This is a genomic window from Streptomyces sp. NPDC051173 (genome assembly GCF_040689515.1).
Lineage (GTDB): Bacteria > Actinomycetota > Actinomycetes > Streptomycetales > Streptomycetaceae > Streptomyces.
Genome location: NZ_JBFBBD010000007.1, coordinates 138,230 through 164,833, shown reverse-complemented (window position 1 = coordinate 164,833; position 26,604 = coordinate 138,230). Strand labels below are relative to the sequence as shown.

24 protein-coding genes, 1 tRNA gene and 1 pseudogene are annotated in these 26,604 nt (G+C 71.9%); 11 read left to right on the top strand and 15 right to left on the bottom strand.

Going from position 1 to position 26,604, the window contains the following annotated elements; genetic code table 11:
• Window positions 1–43 precede the first annotated feature (43 nt).
• Together AB0435_RS07345 and AB0435_RS07340 are read left to right on the top strand one after the other, a co-directional pair.
• Window positions 44–697 carry an ABC transporter ATP-binding protein gene (locus AB0435_RS07345; RefSeq protein ID WP_366008517.1) on the top strand — a complete coding sequence of 218 codons (654 nt, stop codon included), beginning with the start codon at window positions 44–46 and terminating at the stop codon, window positions 695–697.
• On the top strand, window positions 694–1,482 hold the full coding sequence (locus tag AB0435_RS07340) for an ABC transporter permease (RefSeq protein WP_366426413.1): 789 nt from the start codon (window positions 694–696) through the stop codon (window positions 1,480–1,482). The genes AB0435_RS07345 and AB0435_RS07340 overlap by 4 nt, the downstream gene beginning before the upstream one ends.
• A gap of 43 nt (window positions 1,483–1,525) precedes the next feature.
• Here the strand turns inward: AB0435_RS07340 and AB0435_RS07335 are convergent, their stop codons facing one another.
• From AB0435_RS07335 to AB0435_RS07290, 10 genes are all read right to left on the bottom strand, one after another.
• On the bottom strand, window positions 1,526–2,257 hold the full coding sequence (locus AB0435_RS07335) for a DsbA family protein (protein WP_366426412.1): 732 nt from the start codon (window positions 2,255–2,257) through the stop codon (window positions 1,526–1,528).
• Window positions 2,258–2,343: 86 nt separating this feature from the next.
• Window positions 2,344–6,123 carry a multicopper oxidase domain-containing protein gene (locus AB0435_RS07330; RefSeq protein ID WP_366426411.1) on the bottom strand — a complete coding sequence of 1,260 codons (3,780 nt, stop codon included), beginning with the start codon at window positions 6,121–6,123 and terminating at the stop codon, window positions 2,344–2,346.
• Window positions 6,124–6,216: 93 nt separating this feature from the next.
• A complete protein-coding gene (locus AB0435_RS07325) occupies window positions 6,217–7,263 on the bottom strand; it encodes a methyltransferase domain-containing protein (protein ID WP_366006723.1) in 1,047 nt (348 codons plus the stop codon).
• On the bottom strand, window positions 7,260–7,589 hold the full coding sequence (locus tag AB0435_RS07320) for a Rieske 2Fe-2S domain-containing protein (protein WP_366006724.1): 330 nt from the start codon (window positions 7,587–7,589) through the stop codon (window positions 7,260–7,262). The genes AB0435_RS07325 and AB0435_RS07320 overlap by 4 nt, the downstream gene beginning before the upstream one ends.
• Entirely contained in the window at window positions 7,586–8,416 is an 831-nt protein-coding gene (locus AB0435_RS07315; RefSeq protein WP_366426410.1) for an iron-containing redox enzyme family protein, read from the bottom strand. Before AB0435_RS07315 ends, AB0435_RS07320 begins: the two co-directional genes overlap by 4 nt.
• Window positions 8,413–9,204, bottom strand: a complete 792-nt coding sequence (locus AB0435_RS07310; RefSeq protein ID WP_366006726.1) for a dihydrodipicolinate synthase family protein — start codon at window positions 9,202–9,204, stop codon at window positions 8,413–8,415. Before AB0435_RS07310 ends, AB0435_RS07315 begins: the two co-directional genes overlap by 4 nt.
• Window positions 9,189–9,773, bottom strand: a complete 585-nt coding sequence (locus tag AB0435_RS07305) for a DUF6190 family protein (protein ID WP_366006727.1) — start codon at window positions 9,771–9,773, stop codon at window positions 9,189–9,191. The genes AB0435_RS07310 and AB0435_RS07305 overlap by 16 nt, the downstream gene beginning before the upstream one ends.
• Window positions 9,763–10,962, bottom strand: coding sequence for a pyridoxal phosphate-dependent aminotransferase (locus tag AB0435_RS07300; RefSeq protein WP_366426409.1), 1,200 nt, complete (start codon window positions 10,960–10,962; stop codon window positions 9,763–9,765). Before AB0435_RS07300 ends, AB0435_RS07305 begins: the two co-directional genes overlap by 11 nt.
• A 786-nt stretch (window positions 10,963–11,748) precedes the next feature.
• Entirely contained in the window at window positions 11,749–12,324 is a 576-nt protein-coding gene (locus tag AB0435_RS07295; RefSeq protein ID WP_366426408.1) for a YceI family protein, read from the bottom strand.
• 27 nt (window positions 12,325–12,351) lie between these two features.
• A complete protein-coding gene (locus AB0435_RS07290) occupies window positions 12,352–12,687 on the bottom strand; it encodes a rhodanese-like domain-containing protein (protein ID WP_366006730.1) in 336 nt (111 codons plus the stop codon).
• 93 nt (window positions 12,688–12,780) lie between these two features.
• Here AB0435_RS07290 and AB0435_RS07285 point away from each other — a divergent pair, with 93 nt between their 5' ends.
• From AB0435_RS07285 to AB0435_RS07275, 3 genes are all read left to right on the top strand, one after another.
• The gene (locus tag AB0435_RS07285) at window positions 12,781–13,254 is read left to right on the top strand and encodes a MarR family transcriptional regulator (RefSeq protein WP_366006732.1); all 474 of its coding nucleotides are present in this window, start codon (window positions 12,781–12,783) and stop codon (window positions 13,252–13,254) included.
• 220 nt (window positions 13,255–13,474) lie between these two features.
• Window positions 13,475–15,223, top strand: a complete 1,749-nt coding sequence (locus AB0435_RS07280; RefSeq protein ID WP_366006733.1) for a TIGR03767 family metallophosphoesterase — start codon at window positions 13,475–13,477, stop codon at window positions 15,221–15,223.
• Between the two features lie 84 nt (window positions 15,224–15,307).
• A tRNA-Lys gene (locus AB0435_RS07275) sits at window positions 15,308–15,384 on the top strand.
• A 48-nt stretch (window positions 15,385–15,432) separates the two neighbouring features.
• Here the strand turns inward: AB0435_RS07275 and AB0435_RS07270 are convergent.
• The 4 genes from AB0435_RS07270 to AB0435_RS07255 all read right to left on the bottom strand — a co-directional run bounded on the left by AB0435_RS07270 (window position 15,433) and on the right by AB0435_RS07255 (window position 20,879).
• Complete coding sequence (locus tag AB0435_RS07270; RefSeq protein ID WP_366006734.1) at window positions 15,433–17,145, bottom strand: cholesterol oxidase substrate-binding domain-containing protein; 1,713 nt, start codon at window positions 17,143–17,145, stop codon at window positions 15,433–15,435.
• Window positions 17,146–17,522: 377 nt separating this feature from the next.
• Window positions 17,523–18,182, bottom strand: coding sequence for a class I SAM-dependent methyltransferase (locus AB0435_RS07265; protein WP_366006735.1), 660 nt, complete (start codon window positions 18,180–18,182; stop codon window positions 17,523–17,525).
• 128 nt (window positions 18,183–18,310) lie between these two features.
• Window positions 18,311–18,835, bottom strand: coding sequence for a PadR family transcriptional regulator (locus tag AB0435_RS07260; protein WP_366006736.1), 525 nt, complete (start codon window positions 18,833–18,835; stop codon window positions 18,311–18,313).
• A gap of 22 nt (window positions 18,836–18,857) precedes the next feature.
• Window positions 18,858–20,879, bottom strand: a complete 2,022-nt coding sequence (locus AB0435_RS07255) for an NADPH-dependent 2,4-dienoyl-CoA reductase (RefSeq protein WP_366006737.1) — start codon at window positions 20,877–20,879, stop codon at window positions 18,858–18,860.
• 306 nt (window positions 20,880–21,185) lie between these two features.
• Between AB0435_RS07255 and AB0435_RS07250 the strand changes: the two genes are divergently transcribed.
• Both AB0435_RS07250 and AB0435_RS07245 read left to right on the top strand, forming a co-directional pair.
• Window positions 21,186–21,938 (top strand): lysophospholipid acyltransferase family protein, encoded by a 753-nt coding sequence (locus AB0435_RS07250; protein WP_366006738.1) that lies wholly within the window; start codon window positions 21,186–21,188, stop codon window positions 21,936–21,938.
• A 112-nt stretch (window positions 21,939–22,050) separates the two neighbouring features.
• Window positions 22,051–22,359, top strand: a complete 309-nt coding sequence (locus tag AB0435_RS07245; RefSeq protein ID WP_366006739.1) for a WhiB family transcriptional regulator — start codon at window positions 22,051–22,053, stop codon at window positions 22,357–22,359.
• Here the strand turns inward: AB0435_RS07245 and AB0435_RS07240 are convergent.
• Window positions 22,356–22,520, bottom strand: a complete 165-nt coding sequence (locus AB0435_RS07240) for a CsbD family protein (protein WP_366006740.1) — start codon at window positions 22,518–22,520, stop codon at window positions 22,356–22,358. The genes AB0435_RS07245 and AB0435_RS07240 overlap by 4 nt on opposite strands.
• A gap of 197 nt (window positions 22,521–22,717) precedes the next feature.
• On the opposite strand from AB0435_RS07240, the pseudogene AB0435_RS07235 reads away from it, so the two are divergent.
• The 4 genes and pseudogenes from AB0435_RS07235 to AB0435_RS07220 form a co-directional block, all read left to right on the top strand.
• A pseudogene (locus AB0435_RS07235) lies at window positions 22,718–22,807 on the top strand (protease); the annotation flags it as partial.
• A gap of 143 nt (window positions 22,808–22,950) precedes the next feature.
• Window positions 22,951–23,475 carry a diguanylate cyclase gene (locus AB0435_RS07230; RefSeq protein ID WP_366426422.1) on the top strand — a complete coding sequence of 175 codons (525 nt, stop codon included), beginning with the start codon at window positions 22,951–22,953 and terminating at the stop codon, window positions 23,473–23,475.
• A gap of 52 nt (window positions 23,476–23,527) precedes the next feature.
• Entirely contained in the window at window positions 23,528–24,517 is a 990-nt protein-coding gene (locus AB0435_RS07225; RefSeq protein WP_366006741.1) for an SMP-30/gluconolactonase/LRE family protein, read from the top strand.
• A gap of 63 nt (window positions 24,518–24,580) precedes the next feature.
• Window positions 24,581–26,599, top strand: a complete 2,019-nt coding sequence (locus AB0435_RS07220) for an APC family permease (protein ID WP_366006742.1) — start codon at window positions 24,581–24,583, stop codon at window positions 26,597–26,599.
• Window positions 26,600–26,604: the final 5 nt, after the last annotated feature.

Below are 26,604 nucleotides of genomic sequence, written 5' to 3'. Positions count from 1 at the left end.
GAGGACAGTTGAGGACTGGGGGGTCCAAGGCCGAGGGAGCGCGATGCCGGCACCACCGCCCGCCCTGAGCGTGCGCGACGTACACAAGGCGTACGGATCCCACGAGGTGCTGCGGGGCGTCTCGCTCGCCCTCGCCCCCGGCACCCTCGCCGGGCTGGTCGGGGAGAACGGCGCGGGCAAGACGACGCTGCTGCGCATCCTGTGCGGGCAGCTCCCCGCCGACTCCGGGACGGTGGAACACCTGGGGGCGCTGGGCTACTGCCCCCAGGAGACGGTGCTGAACGACTTCCTCACCGTCGAGCAGCACGTGCGCTACTTCCGCTCCGCGTACGACCTGGACAACGTGGACCGCGCGGAGGAGCTCCTGGAGGAGCTCCACTTCACCGAGTACCGCCACACCCGGGTCGACGCCCTGAGCGGCGGCACCCGGCAGAAGCTCAATCTGACGCTGGCCCTGATGCACGACCCGCAGGTGCTGCTGCTGGACGAGCCCTACCAGGGCTTCGACTGGGAGACCTACCTGCGGTTCTGGGACCTCGCCGCCCGGCTGCGCGACCGGGGGCGGTGCGTCCTCGTCGTCTCCCACCTGGCCTGGGACACCGAGCGGCTGGACGAACTGCACCGGCTGCGCGACGGGGTCGCGGCCCGCTGGGAGCCCGGCCGCGGCACGTCGGCGGGTTCCGGGGCCGTGCGGTGAGCCGGGCCCGGTCGCGGCTCGCGACGGCCGTCGGCTTCGCCCTGCTGGAGCACGCGCGCAACCGCTTCGCGCTCGTCCTGGTCGTGTTCTACATCCCGCTGTGGCTGACGCTGGAGCACTGGTTCGTCACCTCCGATCCCGCGACGTTCCTCCTGCGCGCGACCGGGGCGCGGCTGGCGGTCAACGGCGGGCATCTGACGATGGTGTCGGGGGCGGTCAACACGGTCACGCTGATCGTCGGGTTCATGATGTTCATGACGACGTTCAAGTCCTTGGCCTTCGACACCCGCCTGGTGCTCGCGGGCTATCCCCGGTTCCATCTGCTGATCGCCAAGGTCGTCGCGATGACGCTGGCGGCGGGCCTGATCGCGGGCTACGCCACGGCGGTGGTCTGTTACTACTGGGACCCGGTGCAGCCCGACCTGCTGGCGATCGGGCTGTTCACCGCGGCCGTCGCCTACGGCGGGATCGGCATCCTGCTGGGCGCGTTCCTGCGGAGCGAGCTGGCGGGCATGTTCGTCATCATCATGGTCAGCCTGCTGGACACCATGCTCCAGAACCCGATCAGCAACCCCGCGGCGAGCAAGGACGGTGTGAACCTGCTGCCGGAGTACGGGCCGACGCAGGTGAGCGTGGCGGCGGGCTTCACACACTCGGTGCCGTGGGGGCAACTGCTCCTGGGGCCGCTGTGGTTCGCGGGGGCGTGGCTGCTGGGCACGGCGGCCTTCCACCTGCGCACCCGCGACCACCGCCAGGTGCTGCGGACGGCGGCCGCGCGGGTCTGAGGCGGCGGGCGGGCGAGGGGGCCGCCCCTGCCCGCCCGCGCCGTCAGGCCGTCGCCAGTTTGGCCGCGTGCGTCAGCAGCTCCTCGTACACCGCGGGCCGGTCCTCGTCGATCACCGGTGAGCCGATGCCGAAGTCCCCGTTGATCCAGCGCGCGGTGACCCCGGGGTTCGCCGACTCCGTGCCGTCGTGCAGGAAGACGTGCGGGCTGCACCGCACCCTGCCGTCGCACGCGGCGCGGTACTGCTCGATCACCGCCCGCCGTGCCGTCCCGGTGTCGAGCGCGTCGGCGAGCGCGTCCGCGTCCACCGCCCCGGTGGCGCGTGCCGTGTCGAGGATGACGTGCCGCATGGAGATGCACCGGCCCTCCGCCCAGAAGGCGCGCCGCAGGGCCAGGTCGAGTTGCTCGCTGGCCCGCCACCCCTGGGCCTTGGCGGCCTCGACCGCCTCCAGCGCGGGCAGCGTGGTGACGGGGTAGGTCCAGTCCGGGCCCTGCCACAGCCGCCAGCCGGCGTCCGGCTCCAGCGCGCCGAGCACGGAGATCTCGGAGTCCACGCCGGGGCGGGCGTTGACCTCCTCGTTGAACAACTCCAGCGGGAAGGCCCGCAGGTCGAACCAGATCCGGCCCTCCAGCCCCAGCCGGCGCCGCGCCGTGTGCAGGCGGTGCACGGCGACGTGCGCGAAGGAGCAGTTCAGGTCGGTGAAGACGACGACGGTGTCCGGGCTGTCCGGCAGCCGGGGATCTCCGCCGGCCGCGGTGTCGGGTGTGTGCTTCACATCTCTCCTCACGGGGAGTGCCTGGAGCGGGCCCGGCCGCGAGCCGGGCCCGCTCCAGGCACCTTGTCACGGCGTCCGGCGCGCCGTCACGGTGTTTCCGTCACGCGCAGCAGCCCCCACCAGCCCTCGCAGACGCCCCAGTGCAGGTTGCCGGTGCGGTAGGCGTAGTCGCCGGGGTAGTTGGCGCGGAAGCGGACGGTGCGGGTGCTGCCCGCGGCGAGGGCGCCGATGGTCGAGACGTACGGGCCGCGGCCGGTCCCGGAGCCGTCCCACACCTGGCCGTGCACGGTGAAGCACTGGTTGCGGCTGCGGGCCCCGCCGACGGCGAGGTGGATGGCCACCTGGTCGCCGGCCCGGCACCGGAGCAGCGGGGTGGGCGGGGCGGGGTCCGCCAGCACCGGGTGGAGCGGGTGCAGGGCGGCGGTGCGGTAGTTGTACGCCTTCTGGCCGTCGTCGTCCCTGCTGTCGGAGAACAGGTCGGCGACGGGCTGGGTGAGGTCGCCGTCGTGGAAGAGCCGCAGCCCGTCCTGGCTGATGAGCACCAGTTCGTGCACCGGCTCCGCGTTGAGCCTGCGGACGACCGCCTGTTCGCCGGTCCAGCACTCCGCGCCGGAGTCCGGGTCGTAGGGGGTGGCGTCGGCGGCCTCCACGACGAGGGCTCCCACCAGGCCGCGGCGCATGTGGGAGACCACGTCGGCCTGGTCGCGGAGCAGGGCGACGCCGGGCTCGGCGGCGTACCAGTGGTAGGTGCGCGAGCCGCCGGGCTTGACGGTGCTGTCCTCGTTGTGTCCGGCGTGGGCGCCGTCGTCGGTCTGGACGTCGTAGCGCAGGCGGGTCGGGTGCAGGGAGACCCGGCCGGAGATCACGCGGGAGCCGGGGTCGTCCTTGGCCAGGAGCGGTGGGTCGAAGGCGCTCGCGGGCGGGGGCCCGTCCAGTTCGTTGACGAGGGTCACCTCGACCCATTCGCCCTCCCGGCAGCGCAGCACCAGCGGGCCTTCCTGCCGGACGCCGTCGACTTCGTAGACGAGCCCGTACGGGTCGACGCGCTTGTCGCTGTAGAGGATGTCGCGGGCCTTGGCGCGGACGGTGAAGCGGCGGACGCGCTGCTTGGGCGGCAGGTGGCCGAGGACCGGGGAGCCCGGGAGCAGGGCGGGCAGGCCGTCCTGGGGGCTGCCGTGCAGGCGCAGCAGTCCCCAGCAGCCCAGCCACAGGTCGTCGGTGGCGCCGAACGACCAGAGGTGGTCGCCCGGCCCCTGGCGGGGGTCGAGGTCGAGGTCGCCGACGTTGGAGATGCCCAGGGTCAGCTGGTCGCGCCAGGGGGTGTCGGGGCGGCCGCGCCACTGGCGCCAGCGCAGCCCGTTGGTGGTGAAGCTGTGCTGGAGGTCGTGCGAGCCCTGGAGGACGTGCAGCCGGATCTGCTCACCGGGGTAGGCGTGCAGCAGGGGGGTGCCCGGGTCGCCGTGGACGCCGCTGGCGAACCAGTCGGCGGGGTCGCCGCCGCGCTCCGAGAGGGGTTCGCAGCGGTAGTTGACGGCCATCACGCCCTGGTCGTCGGGGCCGCCGGGGGTCGGGGGCGGGTTGATGGGGCCGCCGCCGTGGCCGCCGGGCATCGCGCCGTCCATCTGCATGTGCTCCACGAGGGGGACGAAGTCCGCCACGGCCAGCACGAATTCGCGGAACTGGCCCTCGGGGCGCTTGATCACGGCCTGGGTGCCGCGGCGCAGCGGTGTCGTGGGGTGGGCGGGCTCGTACCACTCGGCGTCCTCCGCCTCGGCGATCATCGCACCGAAGAGGCCGTGCCGCTGGCGGTAGTTGGCGAGCAGGTGGTCGTGGAAGAAGACGGTGCCGAACTCCTCGTTGACCCACCAGCGGTAGGTCCAGGAGTTGTAGCGGCCGAAGTCCTCCGCGCCCTGGTCCACGGTGGTGGTGCCGGAGATGTAGTTCCAGCCGATGCTGGAGCCGTCGGAGATCAGCGGGTCGTATTTGACGAGGTGGGTGTGGAGCCCGCACTCGGGCTGGAAGGGCAGCGCGGGGTCGAAGGCGCTCTCCTTCTGGGGGCCGGTGGGCAGGGCGTTGGTGAGGGTGAATTCAAGGATCTCGCCCTTGCGGGCCCGGATGACCAGCGGCTCGATGGTGCGTTCGCCCGCTTCGAGCTGCCGCCGGAATTCCTCGAGACCGCCCGCCTCCTCCAGCTCCTCGGCGAGGACGAAGAAGTGGCCGCGGTGGTCGTGCCAGGTGACGGCGTGTTCGGCGGTGGGGTCGCCGTGGTAGTAGACGGTGCCGCTGGCGGCGACCAGGTGGTAGCGGCGCACGGGCGCGTCCGGTGGGCCGATCTTGGTGAACGCCTCGCCGGGCTGCGGGTCCTGGCAGAAGGCCGCGGCCTCCAGCGGGGTGGGCTCGCGGCCCATGCCCAGCGGCTGGTGCGGGGTGCGCGGCGGCCGGGGCGACTTCTGCGGGTAGGCGGCGGCTTCCCGCATGAAGTTCGGGAAGCCGGGCCTCTCGGGCGTGGGCAGCGGCGGCGGGGCGCGGTGCGGGAGCGGGGTGAGGGCCGTGATCGGGGTGCCGTCGGGGTAGGTGCCGGTGCCGTCCTGGAGCGTGTCGAACATCCGGAAGAGGCCCCACATGCCCATGTGGAAGTGGACGTACATGTGGCAGTGCCAGATCGCGTCGCCGACGGCGGCCTGCGCGGAGCCGAGGCCGCCGATGAGGTCCAGGGTGAGGCCCTCCTGGGGGCTGATGCTCACGGAGTCCACGATCGGGGACGCCGGGTCGCCCGGGTCGGTGTGCCACTGGTGGAGGTGGGTGTGGAAGACGTGGGTGTCGCGCATGCCGCCGTGGACGAGCCGGATCACCGCGGGGTCGCCCTGATAGCCGCGCAGCACCGGGGTGGCGGGGTCGCCGAACATCCATGAGCTGTGGTGCATCTCCTCGCCCGTCTGGGCGTCGCGCACCGGGTCGAGCTGCCCGCTGTCCAGCATCTGCTGGTAGCGGTACATCCGCCATTCCATGGGCTCGATGCGGAGGTTGACCGGGAGCATGGCGTTGTTGGGCGGGGTGAGGTCGCCGAGGGTGTCCGGGCCGGCCCGGTGCGCCCTCGCGGCCACCGACGGGTGGGACATGGGGCCGGCTGCGTCCATGGCGGCCGTGGAGGCCATGGACGCCGTGCCGCCCATGCCTCCCGTGCCGCCCATGCCGCCCATGCCGCCCATGGGGGGCATCACGGTGGAGAGGTCGGCGGGGTTGTCGTTGCTGGGGTACTCCATCATGAAGATGACGAACTCGCGGAAGCTGCGGTCGGGCAGGTGCACGTCCGCGTAGAGCCCGGAGGCGAGGTCGCTGCCGGTCTCCGGGTCGGTCCAGGTGGCGTCCTCCGACTCCACCACGAGCGCGCCGATCATGCCGTGGCTCTGGCCGCCCTCGCCGCGCGGGTCGGCCATGTCACCGAAGTGGAAGACCCCTTCGTGCTCGCACACCCACTCGTAGACGCGGGTGCCGCCGGGCGGGACGCCGGTGTCGGGGTTGCTCCCGACGGCCAGCCCGTCCTGGGTGCGGGCGTCGTACTGCACGCCCTGCATGGTGATGCCGGTGGGGCGGTCCAGCTCGTTGCTCAGGCGCACACGCAGTCTTTCGCCGCGGCGCACCCGCAGCACGAGCGGGCGGGCCAGCGGGTTCGGCTTCGGGACCCGGTCGGGCTCCTTGAGGTAGTCCGGGAACGGCGAGGGCCAGGTGGCGGCGACCGCCCGCAGCTCCTCGGCGTCCTCGGCGAGGGTGTAAAGGGCGCCGTTCGCGTCGTAGTCCCCGAACTCGTTGTAGGCGATGGGGACGTGCAGGGCGACGACGTCGTACGTGCGTGTGGGTGTTGCCATCAGTTGTGCTCCCCCGTGATGTCGTACGTGCGCGCTTGCGCTTGGTGGGTGAGGTGGAGAGTGCGGGGTGGGAGTGGGACGGGGTGGGGCCCGTCAGGCGGCGGTGCTGTGCGCGAACCGCGTTATCTCTTTGCCGTCGGAGAGGACCCGGCCCTCCCAGCGGTAACTCTGCTGGAACGGGCCGTCGTCGCAGGCGCCGCCGTTCCGGGTGAAGGTGAGGACGACCCGGTCGCCGCGCCGCACCGTGACCTGGTCCTCGATCGGCAGATAGCAGTGCTTCCAGCTGTCGGAGGCCGTGCGCTCGGCGATCCCGTCACCGGAGATGTCCAGGGCCACGGTGTCGGACAGGGTGGCCACGAAGTAGCCCTTGAAGCCGCTCAGCACGCCGTCCCGGTGCACGGTGAAGACGAGCGGCACCTGGTACGACGCGGACGGCTCGCCCTGCTCCAGGTCGTAGACGCGCACGATCCGGGGCGCGGCGAGGTGGCCGTCCAGCGGCAGGACCACGTCGTAGTAGAGGTCGAAGGGGCCGCGGGCACCCCGGCTGCGGAGCAGCTCGGCGAAGTGGCCGGCCCCGCCGCCGTCCTGCGGCAGCCCCGCCCGCACCTGGGCGTGGGCGCGGGCGGCCGTCACCGGGACGAGGTAGCTCTCGACCCGCCGCGGGAGCATCGTCCCGCCGGGCACGAGGAAGCGGCGGCGCGCGTCGGCGAGGATCGCGCCGAAGCCCTCGTTGTCGGCGAGGTTGCCCATGATCTCCGAGATGACGACGTCGACCCGCTCGGGCAGCTCCACGTCGAAGGAGAGGCCGTGGACGGGCCGGAAGCGGTCGCCGTGCCCGGCGGCCGCCACCCGGTCGCGGGCGGCGCGCAGCACCTCGGCGTTGAGCTCGACGCCGTAGACCCTGCGGGCGCCCGCCTCCAGGGCCCACTGGGCGAGGATGCCGGTGCCGGTGCCCAGGTCGAGGACGGTGGCGCCGGGGCGTACGGCCTCCAGGACGGCGGCGCGGAAGGCCTCCATCCGCAGGTCGTCGCCGAGCATCAGGTCGTGGAAGGAGAAGTCCCAGTCGGTGAGCCGTTCGGAGGCGGGCAGCCAGACCTGTTCCGCGGTGTACGGCGCCGGTCCTTCGGTGGTGGCGGTCACTGTCGCTCTCCTCGCGTTTCTGCCGGGGCGGTGTCCGAAGGGGTGACCGAAGAGATGTCCGAGGTGGCGTCCGCGGCGTCGTGCCCGGCGGGACGGACCGGGAGCGGTCCCGCGCAGGGGCCCGAGACCTGACGGCCGGTGACGAGGTCGAAGGTCGAGCGGTGCAGGGGGCAGGTGATGCGCAGGGTGTGGGCGCTGACGTAGCCGTGGGCGAGCCGGCCCTTGCGGTGCGGGCAGGCCGCCGCGATCTCGTACGCCCGCCCCTCGACGGTGACGCGCACCCACTCCCCCGGCAGCGGCTCGACGACGGGTCCCTGGTCGGTCACGCCGCCTCCCGGGCCCGTTCGACGGCCGCCTCGAAGGCGGTGCCGATGAGTTCGGAGACGAGCAGCGCGCCGACCCACAGCCGGGTGGGGTCGAGGCCGTGGGCGGCCTCGTACTCCCGGATGGCGACCTGCATCTCCTTGCGGTGGAAGGTGTCGATGTGCAGGTGCTCGGTGTAGTACCGCCCGTTGGCGATGCCTAGCCGTTCGCAGGCGCGGGCCTGGACGGTGAAGGCGGAGGGGATGCTGGCCTCCAGATAGGCGAGGCCGCCGAGGAAGTACTCCATGCGCGGGGCGCGCTGGGTGAGCCAGTAGAAGACGTCGAGGAAGGCGTAGGTCTCGTCGCTGGTGCGGTCCAGATAGGCGTCAAGTTCGAGCGGGAGGCCGAGTTCCGCGAGGAGGTTCACATAGAGCTGGGAGTGGGCCTGCTGGAGATTGCCGCAGCCGAACTCGTCGATGAGCACCCGCATCACGGCCATCTGCGCGCGCAGCGGCAGACGGGGCACGGCGGGGAAGAAGTTCTGTGCCTCGGTGAGGCCGTCCGGGGCGAACTCCGCGACGACCGAGGTCATTTGGGCGAGGGTCGCCTCCTCGGCGAGGTAGCGCCCGGCCGGTGTGCCCTCGCTCTCCTTGGCCAGCAGGTCCTCCAGCGCCGCGACCCAGTCGGCGCGGGAGGCGAGCGGTGGTGTCGTCTCCTCCAGGTGGGCCACGCGGGCCACCACCCAGTCGCGTTCGATCCGCTCGATCTCGGCGAGGGTCCGTACGCCGGGCAGGGAGCGGTTGTGGACGAACAGCCGCTTGAGGTCGCTGTCCGTCGGCCGGGGTTTCATGTGCGGCTCCCTTCCGGTGCCGCGGTGCGGTCGGTGCCGAGCACCTGGCGGCGGTGGAGTTCGGTCTTGAGGGAGCGGTACCAGTCGGGCCGGTCCAGACCGTACCGCTCGCAGGCCTCGCGCACGGCCGCGTCGTACACCGGGCGCGCCCCGAACGCCGTTGCGCACAGGGCGGGTTCGACGTTGGCGAGGGCCATGACCCAGCCGTCCACCTCCTCGCAGTCGCCCACGAGGTGCTCCAGGCCTTGGAGGACCGGCACTCCGGGGCGTGCGGCGAGCAGGGCGCGGGTGGCCGCCGGGTCGCCGGCGGAGTCCTTGACGGCGGCCACGCCCGGCAGGGCGCAGATCCTCAGCAGGGTGTCGTGCTCGATGGTGTTACGGGAGACCTCGGACTCGTGGTAGACGACGACGGGCAGCCCGGCCCGTGCCACGGCGGCGTAGTGGTCGCACATCTCCCGCTGGGTGACGTCCGGCCCGTACGGCGTGGTGGTGACGACGGCGGTGGCGCCGAGGCGGGCGGCGAGGCGGGCCCGCGCGGTCACCTCCGCCGTGCCGGGCCGCTGGATCCCGGCGAGCACCGGCAGCCCGTCGGCGCAGGACAGTGTGTGGGTGACCATGTCCTGCCATTGACGATCCGTCAGGGACCGGCCCTCGCCGGTGCTGAGGGCCGGGAGCAGGGCGGTGGCGTGGGGCCGCACCGAGGCGACGAGGGCGGCGACGTCCGCCCGGGGCACCTCGTCCCGGGCGGACAGCGGGGTCACCAGGGGGACCGTCACTCCGTGGAACATCCGTCCTCCCCCCACAGGAGTCCGTGCGGGATCCGCAGGGCGAGCGAAGCACGGTAGAGCTTCTCCAGGCCCTCGGGGAAGGGGACTTCCGGTCCCGCCTCGGGCGGGTGGACGGTCAGGGCCCGGCAGGCGCGCAGGCCCGGGCTGACCGTGCAGAGGACCCCGTCACGGCGCAGGACCATGCCGGCCAGCAGCCGCTCGTGCACGGGCAGTCCGGCGGTGCCGTCCGAGCCCAGGCCCGCCTCGATGTCCTCGCGGGTGTAGCCGAGGCGGTCGATGCGCATGTCGGTGTGCAGGTGGTCCATGAAGGGGTAGTAGGCGTCCTGGAGATCGCGCGGGAAGCGCCACACCAGGTCGTCGCAGCGGCCCACCTGTTCCCAGCTCATCACGACCCGGCCGTGGAGCCGGGTGGCGAAGAAGGACTTGCAGGCGATCCGCGTCGCCTCGTCCGCGCTGTTCATGCCGAGGAACAGCGCGGCGTCCACGTACGTCGCGCGCACGGGGTGCTCGTGGTGCCCCTGACCGGCCGCCTCCCCGTGCGGGCGGCCGGTGCGCGGCTCACCGGGCATGGCGTTCCAGCGCGGCGGCGAGGCGGGTCATCGCGGCGGAGAACATCTGCGGGTCACGGGCGAGCGCGATCCGCAGATACCGCTCGCCCTTGCCGGGTTCGCTCCAGTAGAAGTAGCGGCCGGGCAGCAGATAGAGCCCGTCGGAGGTGAGCTCGCGCTGGAGCCCGGTGGCGGTCAGTTCGGGGTGGTCGATCCTGAACCAGGCGACGCTCACGTTGACCACGGGCTCCTGGTACTCCAGGATCGTCCCGTCCAGCGCCTTGCGGGCGGTCTCGCGGTTGCGGGTGAGGACGTCACGGACCGAGGAGAGGTCGTCCTCGATGGAGTCCTCGATGTACTCGGCGAGCATGTTCAGCACGAAGGGCGAGACATTGAGCAGCACGCTGGTGTGCAGGTTGTATACCGCCTCATGGATATCGTCGCTGACGGTGAGCATCGCGCATTTCGCATCCTGCACCGGCCAGGTCTTTCCGGTGTCCTCGATCGCCATGTAGCTGACGCCTGAATTCTCCAGGAGCTCGTACATGTCGAAGCGGGCGACGTCCGGGTCGAAAAGCGTGAAGGAGGCGAAGCAGAAATCAATCACCAGCAGCTTTCCGTGGTCCTTGCAGAACCGGACGACTTCCTCGAATCCCTTCCGGCCGTGTTTCAGCAGGCTGAAGCCGGTGGGGTTGTTCGGGTCGACCAGGAACAGCGCGTCGGTGCGCACCCGGCGCTTGAGCTCGGTGTAGATCCGGTCGGGGTCGGCGAAGGCCGATTCGTCCACCGGGTAGAGCGGGACGCCCATATTGGCCAGCACGTCGTAGAGATTGTCGAAGCACGGCTCGATCAGCGAGACCGCCATCCGCCGGCGCTTGAGGTACATGCCCACGACCATGGTCGATATGGACGCGGCGTAGGAGAGCATGGTCTTCTGCCGCGCCCGCGCGGTCGGCTGCCGGTGCAGGCGGAAGAACGTGTCGGTGAAGCGGCGTTCGTAGGTCTCCTGGAGGCCCTCCTCCGCCTCGTACCACAGCTCCGGCAGCCGGGCGACGATGCGCTGCTGGCTGGCCGACTGCCGCTGGTGCGTGTGGGCGTCGGCGAGGTTGAACTCGGTCCGCAGCGCCTGGATCTCGTGCTGGGTGAGGTCGACGAGAGCCCCGTCGGCGAGGATCTCGGCTGAACTGGTGCGGGTGCCGCTGTGGTTCATGGTTCGTTCCTCCCGTGCACACGGTCGGGTCTCGGGCCGGCCGGGTCCGGCGCGGTCCGTTGGCGCTGCTCCGCTCGCCCGGCCACGCCGCCGAAGACGCTCGGCCCGGTCGCCGGGATCAGCCCTGGGAACGCCCCGCGTGCCGTGCGCGGCGCGTTGCCGGCGCACCGGCGAGCCGGAGCGTGGAAGAAATTGCGCGGCCGCGCATTGTTCTGCGGCGTGGGGCGCAATTCAGTTGATGTGGTGCCGCTTCGAGGCGTGGGGCCACTCGGACGCGCCGGGCCGGTGAACCGGATCGGATTTCCTTGTGGCGCGCCGACGGCTACGCGTGCCCGGACCGGGCCAGTCTGTGCCCGCCGGTCGTCCGGGCGTCGCCCGGAATGAGGTGGTCCTCATTGAAGTGATCTTTTCGGCCGCTCGCCGATGCCCCCGTCACGAGCTGTCTCCAGCGTCGGTCGGCATCTTCACGCGAACACGGTCGGATTTACTCGCCATGTTCCTTCTCCCCCGTAACGGACCGCAGTCCGACGCGCAGGACTATGCCATACCCGCAACACCGCGGGCAAGCGTTCCCATAGCCCTGATTTACTTGTCGGAAATAAATCAAGATCCATTCATATGCCGTTGGACAGCGGGGAATTGGGAGAGATCCGTTCCGGACCGCGCGCAAGCGGAACGGCCCGCCCGGACAGCCGCGAACGCCGGCGGGTACGGCACAGCGCCCCGCACGCGGTGCCCGGGAGGGCCACGGCGTGCGGGGCGGTGCGGTGTGTCGTCCGCGGGTGGTCAGGCCTCGCGGATCGTCTCGATCTCCAGCGTCAGCTCGATCTCCTTGGAGACGAGGATGCCGCCGGCCTCCAGGGCCATGTTCCAGGTCAGGCCCCAGTCCTCGCGGTTGACCTTGCCGTGCGCCGAGAAGATCGCACGGTCGTTGTTCCACGGGTCCCGGGCGTAGCCGAGGTAGTCCACGTCCAGGGTGACGGAGCGCGTCACTCCCTTGATGGTCAGGTCCCCGGCCATCGTGCCCTTGCCGCCCTGCCAGGTCACCGACGTCGAGGCGAAGGTGGCCTTGGGGTGCTTCTCCACGTCGAAGAAGTCGCCCGAGCGCAGGTGGTCGTCGCGGGTGCGGTCGCCGCTGTCGACGCTGGCCATGTCGATGACGGCGGTGACCCGGCTCTCCTCGGGCCGCTCGCCGATCTCGACGGACGCCTCGACTCCGGTGAAGCGGCCGCGCACCTTGGTCAGCATGAAGTGGCGTCCCAGGAAGCCGACTTCGGCGTGGCCGGGGTCGACCTTCCACGTGCCGGCGGACGGCAGTTCGACGCCGTTCACCTGGCGGGTGGGGGAAGCGGAGGTGCTCATGGGGTGTCGCCTTCCTTTCAGGCGGTCCTACTTGGAGGGTCCGGTCTCGGTCGGGAGACCGGCGTCGATCCAGTCCTGCTTGCCCTCGCCGTATTCGTAGACGTTCGCGTAGCCGAGCTCGGTCAGGCGCTTCGCGGCGATGCCGGAGTTGCCGCAGGGCTCGTTGGCGCAGTAGACGATGATCTCGGCCTGCTTGTCGGGCAGCAGCTCGGGGGCGAGCTTGTCGACCGCGTCGTGCGGCAGGTTGAGCGCGCCGGGCAGGTGCGCCTCCTCGTAGTACGAGGCGGGGAGCGCCTCGATGACCGTCACCGCACCGCTGTCGATCTTCTTCTTGACGTCGTCACGTCCGATGTTGCGGACCATGTCGCCATCCCTTCGAGGTTCGAGTTTTCCGTGCGTCCGCACACACACTACCAAGTGCGTGCGGACGCACACAAGGGCCGATATACTTTCCCCGTGAGCAAAGGGGATGTGGGCATCGAGGCATGGCGAGCACTGCTGCTCGCCCACAACACAGCCGTCCGCGCGATCGAGAGCGACGTGCAGCGCGAGGGCCGCGTCCCCCTGACGTGGTACGACGTGCTGCTGGAACTCAAGGCCGCGGGCGAGCACGGACTACGTATGCAGGAGGTCGCCGAGCGCGTGGTGCTCAGCCGCACCCGCGTCAGCCGCCTGGTCGACGAGATGGTCCGGGTGGGACTCGTCCGCAAGGACGCCGACGGCGCGGACAAACGCGTGGTCTGGGCCGTCATCACGGAGGAGGGCCTGGAGGCGCTGCGGGCGACCGCGCCCGCGTACATGCGCGGCATCCGGCGCCACTTCTCCGCCTATCTCACCGACGAGGAGACCGAGGTGGTCGCCGAGGCCCTCACCAAGGTGGCCCGCGGCGAGCGCGTCGACACGGTGGCCGCCCCGCGCCGCCGCGGCTGAACTCCCGGGCGGGCGCGGACCCCTGACGGCCCGCGCCCGCCCGTCTGCCGGTGATGCACAACTCCTCCTCACCAACCCTTCTCCGTTCGTTCACGGAATGGCCCCTGCCGATCAGCATGCTGGCGAGTGACGATTACCAGCCAGTAAGTAAGGCGTCGGGCCCCACGGGACGGTGGTCCGGCGCCGAGGGCTGTCCCCCACGGAGTCAGGAGCACGCGGCATGCCCGCATACAGCAGACGTCAGTTCCTCACCGGTGCCTCGGCCGCGGCGGCCGGAGCCGCGCTCGCCCTGGCCGACGGGCCCTTCGCGTCCGCGGCGGTGCGCGACCGGGCGGTGGCCGCCTCCGCCGCCCGCGCGGTCCGGATCGGCGGCACCACGCTGGAGCAGGTGGCCATGCCGACGGGCAGCGGCCCGTACAAGCGTCTGCGCTCCGGCCCCGGCTGGCCCCTGGTCGTACGCACCGAGCTCGCGCCCGCCTCGTCGGCACGGGACGGCAGGCGTACGGCGCTCGCGTCCTTCGTGCAGTTCACCGACCTGCACCTGGCCGACACGGAGTCGCCCGTACGCTTCGAGTTCCTCGCCCCGCACAACGACAGCGCGCACCGCCCGCAGGAGGTGCTGACCGTACGCGGCGCCTCCTCGCTCGTGGAGCGGGTGAACTCCCTGGCCGGCGGCCCCTGGACGGGACAGCCCTTCTCCCTGGTCATGGCGACCGGCGACAACACCGACAACCACGAGCTGATCGAGCTCGACTGGTACCTCTCCGTCATGAGCGGCGGCCGGATCACCCCGAACAGCGGTGACCCGGCGCGCTACGAGGGCGTGCAGAACTCGGGCAACGCGGCCTTCTGGCACCCGGAGTCCTCCTTCCGGGACTCCTACAAGAGCCGGGGCTTCCCCGAGATACCCCGCTTCCTCTCCGCCGCGGGCAGCTCCTTCACCGCACCGGGGCTGCGCACCCCGTGGTACTCCACCGTCGGCAATCACGACGACAGCGTCGAGGGCACGCTGCCCGACCTCGGCCTCCTCCATTCCCTCTACACCGGCGACCGCAAGCTGGAGGGCTGCGACCAGGCGGAGGCCGCGAAGCTGGCGGACGCGCTGCGCAACGACCCCGCCCAGGCCGTGCTCCGGCTCGCGCACCTGCTGAAGAACTCGGGCCCGGTGCGCCACATCACCCCCGACGGCCGGCGCGCCCCGTTCACGCCGAAGGAGTTCGCCGCGGCCCACCTCGACCCGAAGCACACCGGCCCCGGCCCCGTGGGCCACGGCTTCACCGCCTCGGCCGCCGACAGCGGGAAGCTCTACTACACCTTCCCCGTCTCGGAAGGCGTGCTGGGCATCAGCCTGGACACCACCAACCCGGCCGGATTCGCCGACGGTTCGGTGGGCACCGCGCAGCTGAAGTGGCTGGAGTCCGTGCTCCAGGCCCACAGCGGCCACTGGTACGACGCCGACGGCCGCGTCGTCAAGGGCGGGCCCGGGGGCCAGCTGGTCGTCCTCTTCAGCCACCACACCAGCACGAGCATGGGCAACCTGCTGCCCGACCCGCATCACCCCTTCGAAGGACGGCACGACGGCGCCGCCCTCGTCGCGCTGCTCCAGCGGTATCCCAACGTCGTCGCCTGGGTCAACGGCCACACCCACGAGAACCGCGTCACGGCCCACGGCCACACCGTGCCCGAGCGCGCCTTCTGGGAGATCAACACCGCGTCGCACATCGACTTCCCGCAGCACGCGCGGATCATCGAGATCGCGGACAACGGCGACGGCACGCTGTCCCTCTTCACCACGCTGGTGGAATCGGCGGCCCCGTACGCGACCGACTTCTCCGACACCTCCGAGGCCGGCCTCGCGGCCCTCTACCGCGAGCTGTCCTACAACGACCCCTACGCCACACCCGACAAGAAGCTCGGCTCCCCCGTCGACCACAACACCGAGCTGCTCCTGACGAAGCCCCGGGGCTGACGGAGCCGCACGGCGGTCCGCCCCGGGCCCGGTCGGTCACGGGCCGGGGACGGACCATCCGGAATGTCATGTAGTATTTCTTCCGCGCCGCTAGCTCAGTTGGTCAGAGCGGCTGACTCTTAATCAGCAGGTCCGGGGTTCGAGTCCCTGGTGGCGCACCACATGAAGGCCCCCGCTCCGGCGGGGGCCTTCGCCGTGTTCCCCGGGGCTCAGGAGGAGAAGATCCTTTCCAGGAACGGACTTCGGAAGACTCCGGCAGGGTCGTGGCGGTCGAGCGTGGCGGCGGCGTTCTCCCAGCGCGTGCCCGCGGGCTGGCCCGTCCGGAAGGCGCCGGGCCACGTCCTGCCGAGGAGCGCCGCGTCGGTCCAGGCGCCGTCCGGCCCGTAGGCCCAGCCCTTGGCCCACTCGGGGCGGATCGCGCACCAGCCGGTGAAGTGGGTGACCATCCACTGTTCGAGGTCGCGGTGGAAGGTGTTCTCCCCCGGTGTGCCGGGGAAGGTCGTGGAGTTCAGCCAGACGACGGTGTCCCATTCGGGGTGGTCCGGCCGGGGCCGGGCCGGTGACAGCAATGGGCCGTCGGGGGCGGCCGCGTCGACACCGGTGATCCGCACGTCGACGGGGCCGTTGACCGGATACTCCCCGCGCGCCCGGTGCGCGTCGAGCACCTGCTGGAAGCGGGACCAGAAGCCGTGCAGCACGCGCTGCACGTCCGCTCGCGCGCACAGCACCGCCCAGCCGGCGAACACATAACGCAGCGTGGTGGGCCGCATGTAGAGCACCGTGTTCTTCGACCAGCCCCACAGGTCCCAGGTGGCGGTCGCGGTCAGACCGAGCCGGATGGCTTCCTCCAGACCGGTGGTGAGCAGGGGTGTCAGCGCGGTGGCGCCCCGCATGATCTCGCCTGCCAGGTCGGACAGTTGCCGGGGGATGCTGTCGTAGAAGACGTACGGGTAGGGGGCGTCGACCTCCCGGGAGGTGGGCGGCCGCCGCGGTTCCTCGGTCCAGAGCTTGAGCCAGGCCCGCTCGGTGTACGGCAGCCACAGCACCTCGACGCGCCCGCTGCCCGCGAGGGCGCGGTCGAGCGTCCGGCCGGGGCCGCCGGGCGGGCCGAAGAGTTCCGCCATGGGGATGTCGTACGAACTGACGCACCGCAGCCGGACGTTCGCGGGGACCCGGAGGGTGGCCTCGGTGACGAACGCCCGGCCGAGGTGCAGGAGGAACGCCGCCGTGTCGGCCTCGCCGCGGTGGAACGTGCGCAGGGCGTACCGCCCGGCCGAGGCGTCCCAGACCACCGCGGTGAGCGACTCCACGAGGTCGCTGACCGTCGACGCGAAGGCGTGCGTGCCGGCCGTCGGCACGCCCGTGCCGTGGCCGCCGATGGCCAGGGCTCCGGCCACGGTCAGGTCTCCGATGGCGGGGACGCACGTCAGCCCGTATCCGGCGGCCTCCAGGGCGGAGTGCACCGCGTCCAGGGTGGCGCCGGCCTGCGCGGTGACGGCCGGGGCGCCGCCGTGCCGGAGCGCGATCGCGGTGAGGTGTTCCGTGGAGTCGACGAGCACGAGCCGGCCGGTGGCCTCGCCCCGGCGGGCGAGCAGGGGCGACCAGGTGTGGCCGCTGCCCTTGGGGCGCAGCCGCCGGCCCCGGGCGCGCGCCCAGTCGGCCAGCGTGACGACGTCGGCGGGGGTCGCGGGCAGCGCGGTCCACACCGCGTCCAGGGCGACCTCGCCCGACCAGTTCCGGAAGCCCTGACGGACGAGGCGGATGCCGGGAGGGAAGTCCGGCGGGGCGCTCATGTCCGCGGCGTGCGCGTCCAGGCGGAAGGCCGGGGTCCAGCCCATGGCCGTCCCCGCGGCGGCGGCAGCGGCTGCGGTGAGCACACGGCGCCGGCCCGGTGCTTCCGCCGGAATCGCGTTGTCGGTCACGGCGCTCCTCTTCTTCTGCCCCAAGTGGTACGGCAGTTCGTCCGCGATGACGTGCTTCGGGTACGCCTTCCGGATCGCGCCCGGTCGCCCCGCCGAACGATACGCGCCGCTCGCCGATGCGATCGGAGAAGACGTCGTCGTACGCCTTCCGCATGATGTGTACGAAATGGTCGTCCCTGCTGTCGAACGCGAGGTAGCCGCGCCGCTGTTCGGCGGGGAGGCGGTCCAGCCGGGCGCGGAGGGCCTTGGCGGTGTTGGAGGGCGAGACCTTGAACAGGCGCCCGGATGCGGCGTAGGTGGCGGTCGGGGCGGCGCCGATCGCGGGGATCCTGTCCTTGCCGAGGGACGAGTACGGGCGCGTGCCGCCCGTGCCGCGTTCAGTCGGCAGGCGGTTTGCGCGCCACGCACAGGGCGGCCAGCGGCAGGGGTCCGCTGCCCTCCGCCGCCCGGAGGAACCCGGTCACGGTGAGCGCGATGTGCCACCCCAGCGGCGTGAGGCCGGCGGTGCGGAGCATCGCCCCGGCCTCCCCGTGGGTCCGCATGCGTCCGCGTTTGCCCACCGCGGCGAAGACCGTCCGCAGCCATCCCGTGGCGAAGTGGTCGGCGATCAGGACGTGGCCGCCCGGCCGCAGCACACGGGCGGTCTCGGCGAGCCCGCGCTCCTGGTCGGCCCAGTGGTGGAAGGACAGCGTGCTGAGCACGAGCGGGAACGAGGCGTCGGGGAAGGGGAGTTGCTCGGCGCGCCCCACCACGTACGCCCCTCCGTCCGCCGCCGCGCGGCGGATCATCGACGGGGCGGGGTCGACCCCGGTCGCGGCGGCGCGCGGAAAGCGCGCGCGGGCCTGGCGCAGGAGTGCGCCCGTGCCGCAGCCGATGTCGAGGATCCGCGGCGGGTCCGGTTCCACGGCCGCGGCGTGGTGCAGCAGGGTGCGCTGGACGGGCCGGAAGTAGCGTTCCTGGAGCAGGCTGTCGTCGTAGGTGGCGGCCCACCGCTCGAACTGCGCCACGTCCCGTCCGGTCACCGGGTCCTTTCTCACGGCTCCGGTGTACCGGTCCGGCGCCGCTCGCGGGGCCGGTGCGCGCCGGTGCGCGGGGCGCGTCGGGGCGGGGCCCCGCGCCTGAACGGCCCCGGCGCGTGCTCGTCGCGGGCCGCCGCGCCGCCCGGTCACACCTTGGCCAGCGCCTCCCTCAGCCACCCGACCCAGAAGGACTCCAGGTCGATGCCCCCGCGCAGCACCAGGTGGCGCAGCCGGTCGCGCTCGGCGTCCGGCTCGGCCGGGAAGTCCCGCCGCTCGATCGCCTCGTACTCCGCCAACTGCGCCTCGTGCAGGGCGAGATGGCGGCGCAGCTCGTCGGCGAGGCCTGCGGAGCCCACCACTCCCGCGGCCCGCAGCCGCAGCAGGAGCGGGTCCCGTACGGGCTTCGGGTCCTCGGCGGCGGCGACCCAGGCGGCGAGCTCCTCGCGGCCCGCGGGCAGGACCTCGTACTCCTTCTTCTGCCCGCGGGCCGGCTGGGTGGTGGGCAGCGCGCGGATGAGGCCGCGGTCCTCCAGCCTGCCGAGCTCGCGGTAGATCTGCTGGTGCGTGGCCGGCCAGAAGTAGCCGATCGACTTGTCGAAGCGGCGGGTCAGCTCCAGCCCCGACGACGGCTTTTCCAGCAGTGCGGTGAGGATGGCGTGCGGCAGCGACATGGCCGCATCCTATCCGTGCAGCTCAGACGGTCGCCGCAAGCTCCGTGCCCTGGCGGATGGCCCGCTTGGCGTCGAGCTCGGCGGCCTCGTCGGCGCCTCCGATGAGGTGGACGGTGTGCCCGGCGGCGCGCAGTTCCTCGTACAGGCCACGGCGGGGTTCCTGTCCGGCGCAGAGCACGACGGTGTCCACGGCGAGGGTCGTGGCGGTGCCGTCGACCGTGAAGTGCAGTCCGGCGTCGTCGACGCGGTCGTACGTCACTCCGGCGGTCATGGTGACTCCGCGGTGCCGGAGTTCGGTGCGGTGGATCCACCCGGTGGTCTTGCCCAGTCCGGCGCCGACCTTGCCGGTCTTGCGCTGGAGGAGGTGGACGGTGCGCGGCGGCGCGGGCCGCTCGGGCGCGCGCAGGCCGCCCGGCGCGCGGTAGTCGGTGTCGACGCCCCAGGCTCGGAAGTACGCATCGGGGTCCCGGCTCGCCCCGTCGCCCGCGTCGGTGAGGAATTCCGCGACGTCGAAGCCGATGCCGCCCGCGCCGATGATGGCGACGCGCTCGCCGACCTCGGCGCCGTCGCGCAGGACGTCGAGGTAGGAGACGACGCTCGGGTGGTCGACGCCGTCGATCGCGGGGGTGCGCGGGGTGACCCCGGTGGCGACGACGATCTCGTCGTACGCGCCGGGGGCGAAGGTGTCCGCTGTCACCGGTGCGTTCAGCCTGACGTCGACGCCGTGGCGTTCGAGCTGCACGCGGAAGTACCGCAACGTCTCGTCGAACTCCTCCTTGCCGGGGACCTTGTTGGCGATGTTCAGCTGTCCGCCGATCCGGTCCGCGGCGTCGTACAGCGTCACCGCGTGGCCGCGTTCGGCGGCGGACACCGCGAACGCCAGGCCCGCGGGGCCGGCGCCGACGACGGCGAGGCGCTTGCGCAGCCGGGTGGGCGCGAGGACGAGCTCGGTCTCGTGGCAGGCCCGGGGGTTGACCAGGCAGGAGGTGATCCGCCCGGTGAAGGTGTGGTCGAGGCACGCCTGGTTGCAGCCGATGCAGGTGTTGATCGTCTCGGCGCTCCCCTGCCGCGCCTTGGCGACGAAGTCGGGGTCGGCGAGGAAGGGCCGTGCCATGGAGACCATGTCCGCGTGGCCGTCGGCGAGCAACTGCTCGGCCTTTTCCGGGGTGTTGATGCGGTTGGTGGTGACGAGCGGGACCGACACCGTACCCATCAGCTTCTTGGTGACCCAGGCGTAGGCGCCGCGCGGGACCGAGGTGGCGATCGTCGGTATGCGGGCCTCGTGCCAGCCGATGCCGGTGTTGATGATGGTCGCGCCCGCCGCCTCGACGTCCTTGGCCAGGGCGACGACCTCTTCGAGCGAGGACCCGCCGGGCACGAGGTCCAGCATGGACAGCCGGTAGATCAGGATGAAGTCCGGGCCGACGCGCTCGCGGACGCGGCGGACGATCTCCAGGGGGAAGCGGACGCGGTTCTCGTACGGTCCGCCCCAGCGGTCGGTGCGGTGGTTGGTGGCGGGGGCGACGAACTCGTTGATCAGATAGCCCTCGGAGCCCATGATCTCGACGCCGTCGTACCCCGCCCGCCGCGCGAGCCCGGCGGCCCGCACGAAGTCCTCGACGGTCCGCTCGACCTCGGCGTCGGTCAGGGCGTGCGGGACGAATCCGGAGATGGGCGCCTGGAGGGCGCTGGGCGCCACGAGCCCGGCGTGGTGGGCGTAGCGGCCGAAGTGCAGGATCTGCATCGCGATCCTGCCGCCCTCGCGGTGGACGGCGTCGGTGACGACCCGGTGCCGGGCGGCCTCCTCCTCGGTGGTGAGCGAGGCGCCGCCCGCCCAGGGGCGCCCGGCCTCGTTGGGCGCGATGCCGCCGGTGACGATCAGCCCCACACCGCCGCGCGCCCGGGCGGCGTAGAAGGCGGCCATCCGCTCGAAGCCGTTCTCCGCCTCTTCGAGGCCCACGTGCATGGACCCCATCAGCACCCGGTTGGGCAGCGTGGTGAAGCCGAGGTCGAGCGGGCTGAGGAGGTGCGGATACGAACTCACGGCGGGGCCCTTCGCTGCGTGCCAGGTCCTGGGGGACAAGCCTCTTTTCCGGGAGCGTACGACCCACCGGACCATTGTGCAACTAGTTGCATAAGATTCGGGGGTCCCCTGTCGTACGAATTCACGCCCCCTCGCCGCCTCCCGTACGCCGTGTCCGCGCACGTCGGAGCACGGTCCGCGGCGCCGCGGGCCGCGATGGCACGCAGTGCCGTAGGGAATGGCTCAATAGTCCCTCTCCCCATGATCCGGGCGGCCGACTAGCGTGCCTCGGCGCGGGGGCCAAGTCGGCCGAAGGGATCAACGATCTTGTTCTACTTCGCTTTCAAAACCGTGGTGTTGGTGCCTTTGCTGCGGTGGCTGTTCCGGCCGCGCGTGGAGGGGATGGAGCACCTTCCGCGGTCCGGTGCGGCGATCATCGCGGGCAACCACCTGTCGTTCTCCGACCACTTCATGATGCCGGTCATGGTCAGGCGCCGGATCTCCTTCCTGGCGAAGCAGGAGTACTTCACCGGTCCCGGCCTCAAGGGCCGGATCGTCGCGGCCTTCTTCCGGGGCATCGGGGCGATACCCGTGGACCGGTCGGGCAAGGAGGCCGCGCAGGCCGCCGTCGACACGGCACTGGGTGTCCTGGGGCAGGGCGAGTTGCTCGGCATCTACCCCGAGGGGACCCGCTCGCACGACGGGCGGCTCTACAAGGGCCGGGTCGGCGTGGCGGCCATGGCGCTCCGGTCGGGCGCGCCCGTGATCCCCTGCGCGATGATCGGCACGTTCGAGGCGCAGCCGACGGGACGCCGCCTGCCGCGCCTGGTGCCGATCACGATCCGCTTCGGGGAGCCGCTGGACTTCTCCCGCTACGACGGGATGCAGGACCACCGCGCGGTGCTGCGCGCCGTGACGGACGAGATCATGTACGCGATCCTCAAGCTCTCGGAGCAGGAGTACGTGGACACGTACGCCACCGAGGCGCGGGCGGCCCTCGGCGCGAACCGGCCGCCCGCCGACACGGGTGTCCGGACATGGAACGCGCGCCCCGTGGCGGAGCGGCCCGCGGCGGCGTGACGGAAGCGGCGGCTGGGCGGAACCGTGTTTTCGATCGCCTCACGGGGTCACCCGCGAAGAAACGGGCCGTACGAACCGGCCGTATCCATCGGGCAACCGAATTGAGCGACACGTGAATTGGCGACAGTACGCCGCGTGCAGAGAAGAAGACCCCGAGCTGTTCTTCCCCATCGGAACGCGCGACCCCGCCCGCACACAGGCCGAAGCGGCGAAATCCGTGTGCAGAACGTGCCCGGTCGTCGAGCAGTGCCTCACATGGGCCCTGCGCTCGGGTCAGGAATACGGGATCTGGGGCTGTACGACGGAGTCGGAACGCCGGGCACTGCACCGCGCCCGGCCGCGGGCCGGGCACGTCCGGGCCGGAGCGTCCGCTGAGGACCGGGGCCCGGGGCAGCGCCCCGGGCCCCGGTCAACCGCCTAGCGGCCGAGGTCCTTCTTCGCCTTGGCGACGGCTTCCTGTGCCTTGCCGACCACTTTCTCTGCCCGGCCCTCGGCCTCCATCCGCTTGTCGTTCGCGGCCCGCCCCGCCGTTTCCTTCAGCTGGCCCTTGGCCTGCTTGGCCTTCGCCTTGCCCTTGCCCATGACCGGGTCTCCTCGTCCGTGAAGAAGCGTTCTGTGAAGCAGGGTTCCCGGATCCACCCTGAGGCCGGCCCCTGACGTCCGCAACCGCACCCGGGACGCGGGCCGTGCGGGCGGATTCACGGCGCCCCGGGTTTCCCCGCCCCACGACGGGTCACCCGTAGCAGGACCCCGAAACGGAAAGGACCACCTGAATGCGCGGGCCCAACACCCTGATCACCAGCCGGAAACCGGACGACCTCAAGGCGTTCTGCCCGGCCTTCGTCGAGGAGTTCGGCAGGCTCTCGTGACGCCCCGACCGGAGAGGACCTCCATGCGCGAGCTCATGTCCAGGACCGGCCCGGCGCGGCGGTGGCTGCGGTGGCGGGACCGGCCCGTCCTGCGCATCCCGCCGGGCGCGGACGACGTGGAGAACGCCAGCCGCCGGTTCCTGATGTACGGGGTGCTGCCCCTGTGGTTCGTCCCGGGCGTCGCGGACTGGATCATGCACCGGCGCACCCGGATCGAGGAGACCAGCGGCGTGCGGGAATCGGCGGTGCACGCGCTGATGATGACCGAGGCGGGCGTGCCCGTCGTCACGGCGCTCGTGGCGAAGGTCAATCCCCTGGTCCTGTCCCTGATGGGCGGCGCGGCCGTGGCACACGGCGCGACCGCCGTGTGGGACGTCACCCTGGCCTCCCAGGAGCGGGAGCTGCGCCCGATCGAGCAGCACATCCACAGCTTCCTGGAGGTGCTGCCGCTCTCGGCTGCCGCGTTCACCGCGTGCCTGCACTGGGACCAGGTCCGGGCCGGGCTGCGCCGGGGTGAGGGCACACCGGACGACTGGCGGCTCGTGCCCAAGGAACAGCCGCTGCCCGCGGGCTGTCTCGCGGCGATCGCGGCCGCTGTGGGAGCCTTTGTCGTCCTGCCGTACGCCGAGGAGATGCTCCGCTGCGTCCGTGCCGAGCGAAGGGTGTGACACGTCGATGGCACAGTCGATGGCACAGAGGTCGACGGCACGGAAGCCGCCCATGGAGCCGGTGGTCTGGCGGCCTCCGCCGCGCCCGCGTACCGCGGCGGGCCGCCGCACCACCATGCCGTCCCCGCGGCTGCTGCCGATCGGCGGGGAGGGGCCGGAGCACCTCGCGCTCGACGCGTCCGGGAAGCTGCTCACCGGTGTGGCCGACGGCCGGATCCTCCGGGTGGACCCTGGCAGCGGGCACGTGGAGGAGGTGGCCCGGACGGGCGGGCGGCCGCTGGGGCTGCACGTGCTGCCGGACGGGCGGGTCCTGGTCTGCGACGCCTACCGCGGCCTGCTGCGGATCGATCCGGCGAGCGGGGCGGTGGAGACCGTGCTGAGCGAGGTGGCGGGTGAGCCGTTGCGCGTGTGCAGCAACGTGACCGTGACCCGCGACGGCACGGTCTACGTGAGCGACGCCAGCCGCAGGTTCCCCCTCCACCTGTGGAAGGGCGACCTCATGGAGCACTCCGGCACCGGCCGCGTCGTGCGGTGGGCGCCCGGGAGCGAGCCCGAAGTCGTGCTGGACGGGCTGCAGTTCGCCAACGGCGTCTGTCTGGCACCCGACGAGTCGTTCCTGGTGGTGGCGGAGACGGGGTCCTACCGGCTCCGGCGGCTGTGGCTCACCGGGCCGCGGGCCGGCGAGGACGACGTGTTCGCCGACGACCTGCCGGGCTTCCCCGACAACCTGACGACCGGTGGGAGCGGCCTGGTCTGGGTGGCGCTGGCCTCCGCCCGGGACGTCATGCTCGATCTGCTGCACCGTCATCACCCGGCGCTGCGCAAGGCCGTCTGGTCCCTGCCGTCCGCGCTGCTGCCGGACGCGCGCCGCACGGCGTGGGTGCGGGGCCTCGACGCCGAGGGCCGTACGGTGCACGATCTGCGGCGCGACGACCGCGCCTACCACATGGTCACCTGCGCCCTGGAGCACGACGGCCGGCTCCACCTCGGCAGCCTGGTGAAGCACGCCGTCGCCACGGTGCCCCTGCCCGGCACGGCCTGATCCCCGCCTGACACGCCTTCACATACCCCGCGAACCGTTACATACAAGACATACGCTCACACCGTGATCAACGTGACGGCCCTCCTCAAACGGCTGGCCCTCGGCCGTGCCATGCGCAGCGAGGAGCTCCAGGAGACCCTCCTCCCCAAGCGCCTCGCGCTGCCGATCTTCGCGTCGGACCCGCTGTCGTCGGTGGCCTACGCCACGCAGGAGATCCTCCTGGTGCTCACCCTCGGAGGCCTGGCCTATCTGCACTTCACGCCGTGGATCGCGGCGGCGGTCGTGGCCCTGATGGCCGTGGTGGTGCTCTCCTACCGGCAGGTGGTGCACGCCTACCCCAGCGGCGGCGGTTCGTACGAGGTGGTCTCGACCAACCTGGGCGCCTCGGCGGGACTGGTGGTCGCCGCGTCCCTGCTGGTCGACTACGTGATGACGGTGGCGGTCTCGGTCGCCTCCGGCGTGGACAACATCATCTCGGCGGTGCCCGCGCTCGCGGACCACCGGGTGCTGATGGCGGTCTGCTTCGTCGCCCTGCTGACCGGGGTGAACCTGCGGGGGATGCGCGAATCCGGGCGGGCCTTCGCCGCCCCCACCTATCTCTTCATCACCGGCGTGCTGATCATGGTGGCGACCGGGCTGGTGCGCTATCTGTCCGGGCACGCGCCGGTCTCCGAGAGCGCCTCGTTCGGCGTCGCGGCGAAGCCCGCGGACGCCGGACTCGCGGGCTTCGCCCTGATCATGCTGTGCCTGCGGGCCTTCTCCAGCGGCTGTACGGCGCTGACGGGCGTGGAGGCGATCTCCAACGGCGTACCGGCGTTCCGCAAGCCCAAGTCGAAGAACGCCGCGAGCACCATGAGCATCATGGGCACCATCGCCGTGGTGATGTTCGTCGGCGTCACCGCGCTCGCGCTGATCACCAAGGTGCACATCACCGCCGACTCCTGCCGGCTCACCGGGCTGCCGGGTGACTGCGGGTCCTACACCCAGCGGACCGTCATCGCCCAGCTCGCGGCGGCCGTCTTCGGGGGCGAGCACAGCTTCGGGTTCTACTTCGTGCAGGCGGCGACGGCCCTGGTGCTGATCCTGGCGGCGAACACCGCCTTCAACGGCTTCCCGCTGCTGGCCTCCATCCTGGCCCAGCACCGCTATCTGCCACGGCAGCTGCACAGCCGCGGCGACCGGCTGGCCTTCTCCAACGGCATCCTCGCCCTGGCCGTCACCGCGGGCCTGCTGCTGTGGTTCTACAAGGCGGACGTCACCAGCCTCATCCACCTCTACATCCTGGGCGTCTTCACCTCCTTCACGCTGTCGCAGACCGGCATGGTCCGGCACTGGAACCAGGTGCTGCGCGACGGGACCACCGACCCGGAGACGCGGCGGCACGGCCAGGTGGCCCGGGTCATCAACGCGCTCGGCGCCGTGGTCACCGGCCTGGTCCTGGTGATCGTGCTCGCCACCAAGTTCACCCAGGGCGCGTGGCTGGCGGTCGTCGCGGCCACCGTGCTGTGGCTGATGATGCGGGGCATCCGCCGCCACTACGACGCGGTCTCCGCCGAACTCGCGGTCACCGACCCCCGGGCCGAACTCGTCAGGCCCTCCCGGGTGTTGGGCATCGTGCTGATCTCCACCCTGCACAAGCCGACGCTGCGCGCCCTGGCCTACGCGCGCGCCGTCCGGCCGGACGAGCTGGAGGCGCTCACGGTCGCCGTCGACCGCGAGGAGACCATCCGGCTCCAGGAGCAGTGGGCGGCCCTCGACCTCGACATCCCGCTCAAGGTGATCGACTCGCCGTACCGCGAGATCACCCGGCCGATCGTGGGGTACATCCGCTCCGTCAGCCGGTCGAGCCCGCGCGACGTGGTGGGCGTCTTCATCCCCGAGTACGTGGTGGGGCACTGGTGGGAGCACCTGCTCCACAACCAGTCCGCGCTGTGGCTCAAGAGCCGGCTGCTCTTCACGCCCGGAGTCATGGTCACCAGCGTCCCCTGGCAGCTCACGTCCTCGGCCAAGGCGGACCATCCCGCGGGCCGGGCGCCGGGCGCGGTCCGCCGCGGCGAACCCCAGCCGCAGGCCCGCCCCTGACGCCC

Coding starts and splice junctions, on each gene's coding strand:
- AB0435_RS07310 (WP_366006726.1), bottom strand. CDS start 9,204: ATGTTCCACGGAGTGACGGTCCCCCTGGTGACCCCGCTGTCCGCCCGG.
- AB0435_RS07300 (WP_366426409.1), bottom strand. CDS start 10,962: ATGAACCACAGCGGCACCCGCACCAGTTCAGCCGAGATCCTCGCCGAC.
- AB0435_RS07295 (WP_366426408.1), bottom strand. CDS start 12,324: ATGAGCACCTCCGCTTCCCCCACCCGCCAGGTGAACGGCGTCGAACTG.
- AB0435_RS07290 (WP_366006730.1), bottom strand. CDS start 12,687: ATGGTCCGCAACATCGGACGTGACGACGTCAAGAAGAAGATCGACAGC.
- AB0435_RS07305 (WP_366006727.1), bottom strand. CDS start 9,773: ATGCCCGGTGAGCCGCGCACCGGCCGCCCGCACGGGGAGGCGGCCGGT.
- AB0435_RS07280 (WP_366006733.1), top strand. CDS start 13,475: ATGCCCGCATACAGCAGACGTCAGTTCCTCACCGGTGCCTCGGCCGCG.
- AB0435_RS07225 (WP_366006741.1), top strand. CDS start 23,528: ATGGAGCCGGTGGTCTGGCGGCCTCCGCCGCGCCCGCGTACCGCGGCG.
- AB0435_RS07240 (WP_366006740.1), bottom strand. CDS start 22,520: ATGGGCAAGGGCAAGGCGAAGGCCAAGCAGGCCAAGGGCCAGCTGAAG.
- AB0435_RS07230 (WP_366426422.1), top strand. CDS start 22,951: ATGTACGGGGTGCTGCCCCTGTGGTTCGTCCCGGGCGTCGCGGACTGG.
- AB0435_RS07260 (WP_366006736.1), bottom strand. CDS start 18,835: ATGTCGCTGCCGCACGCCATCCTCACCGCACTGCTGGAAAAGCCGTCG.
- AB0435_RS07330 (WP_366426411.1), bottom strand. CDS start 6,123: ATGGCAACACCCACACGCACGTACGACGTCGTCGCCCTGCACGTCCCC.
- AB0435_RS07315 (WP_366426410.1), bottom strand. CDS start 8,416: ATGAAACCCCGGCCGACGGACAGCGACCTCAAGCGGCTGTTCGTCCAC.
- AB0435_RS07345 (WP_366008517.1), top strand. CDS start 44: ATGCCGGCACCACCGCCCGCCCTGAGCGTGCGCGACGTACACAAGGCG.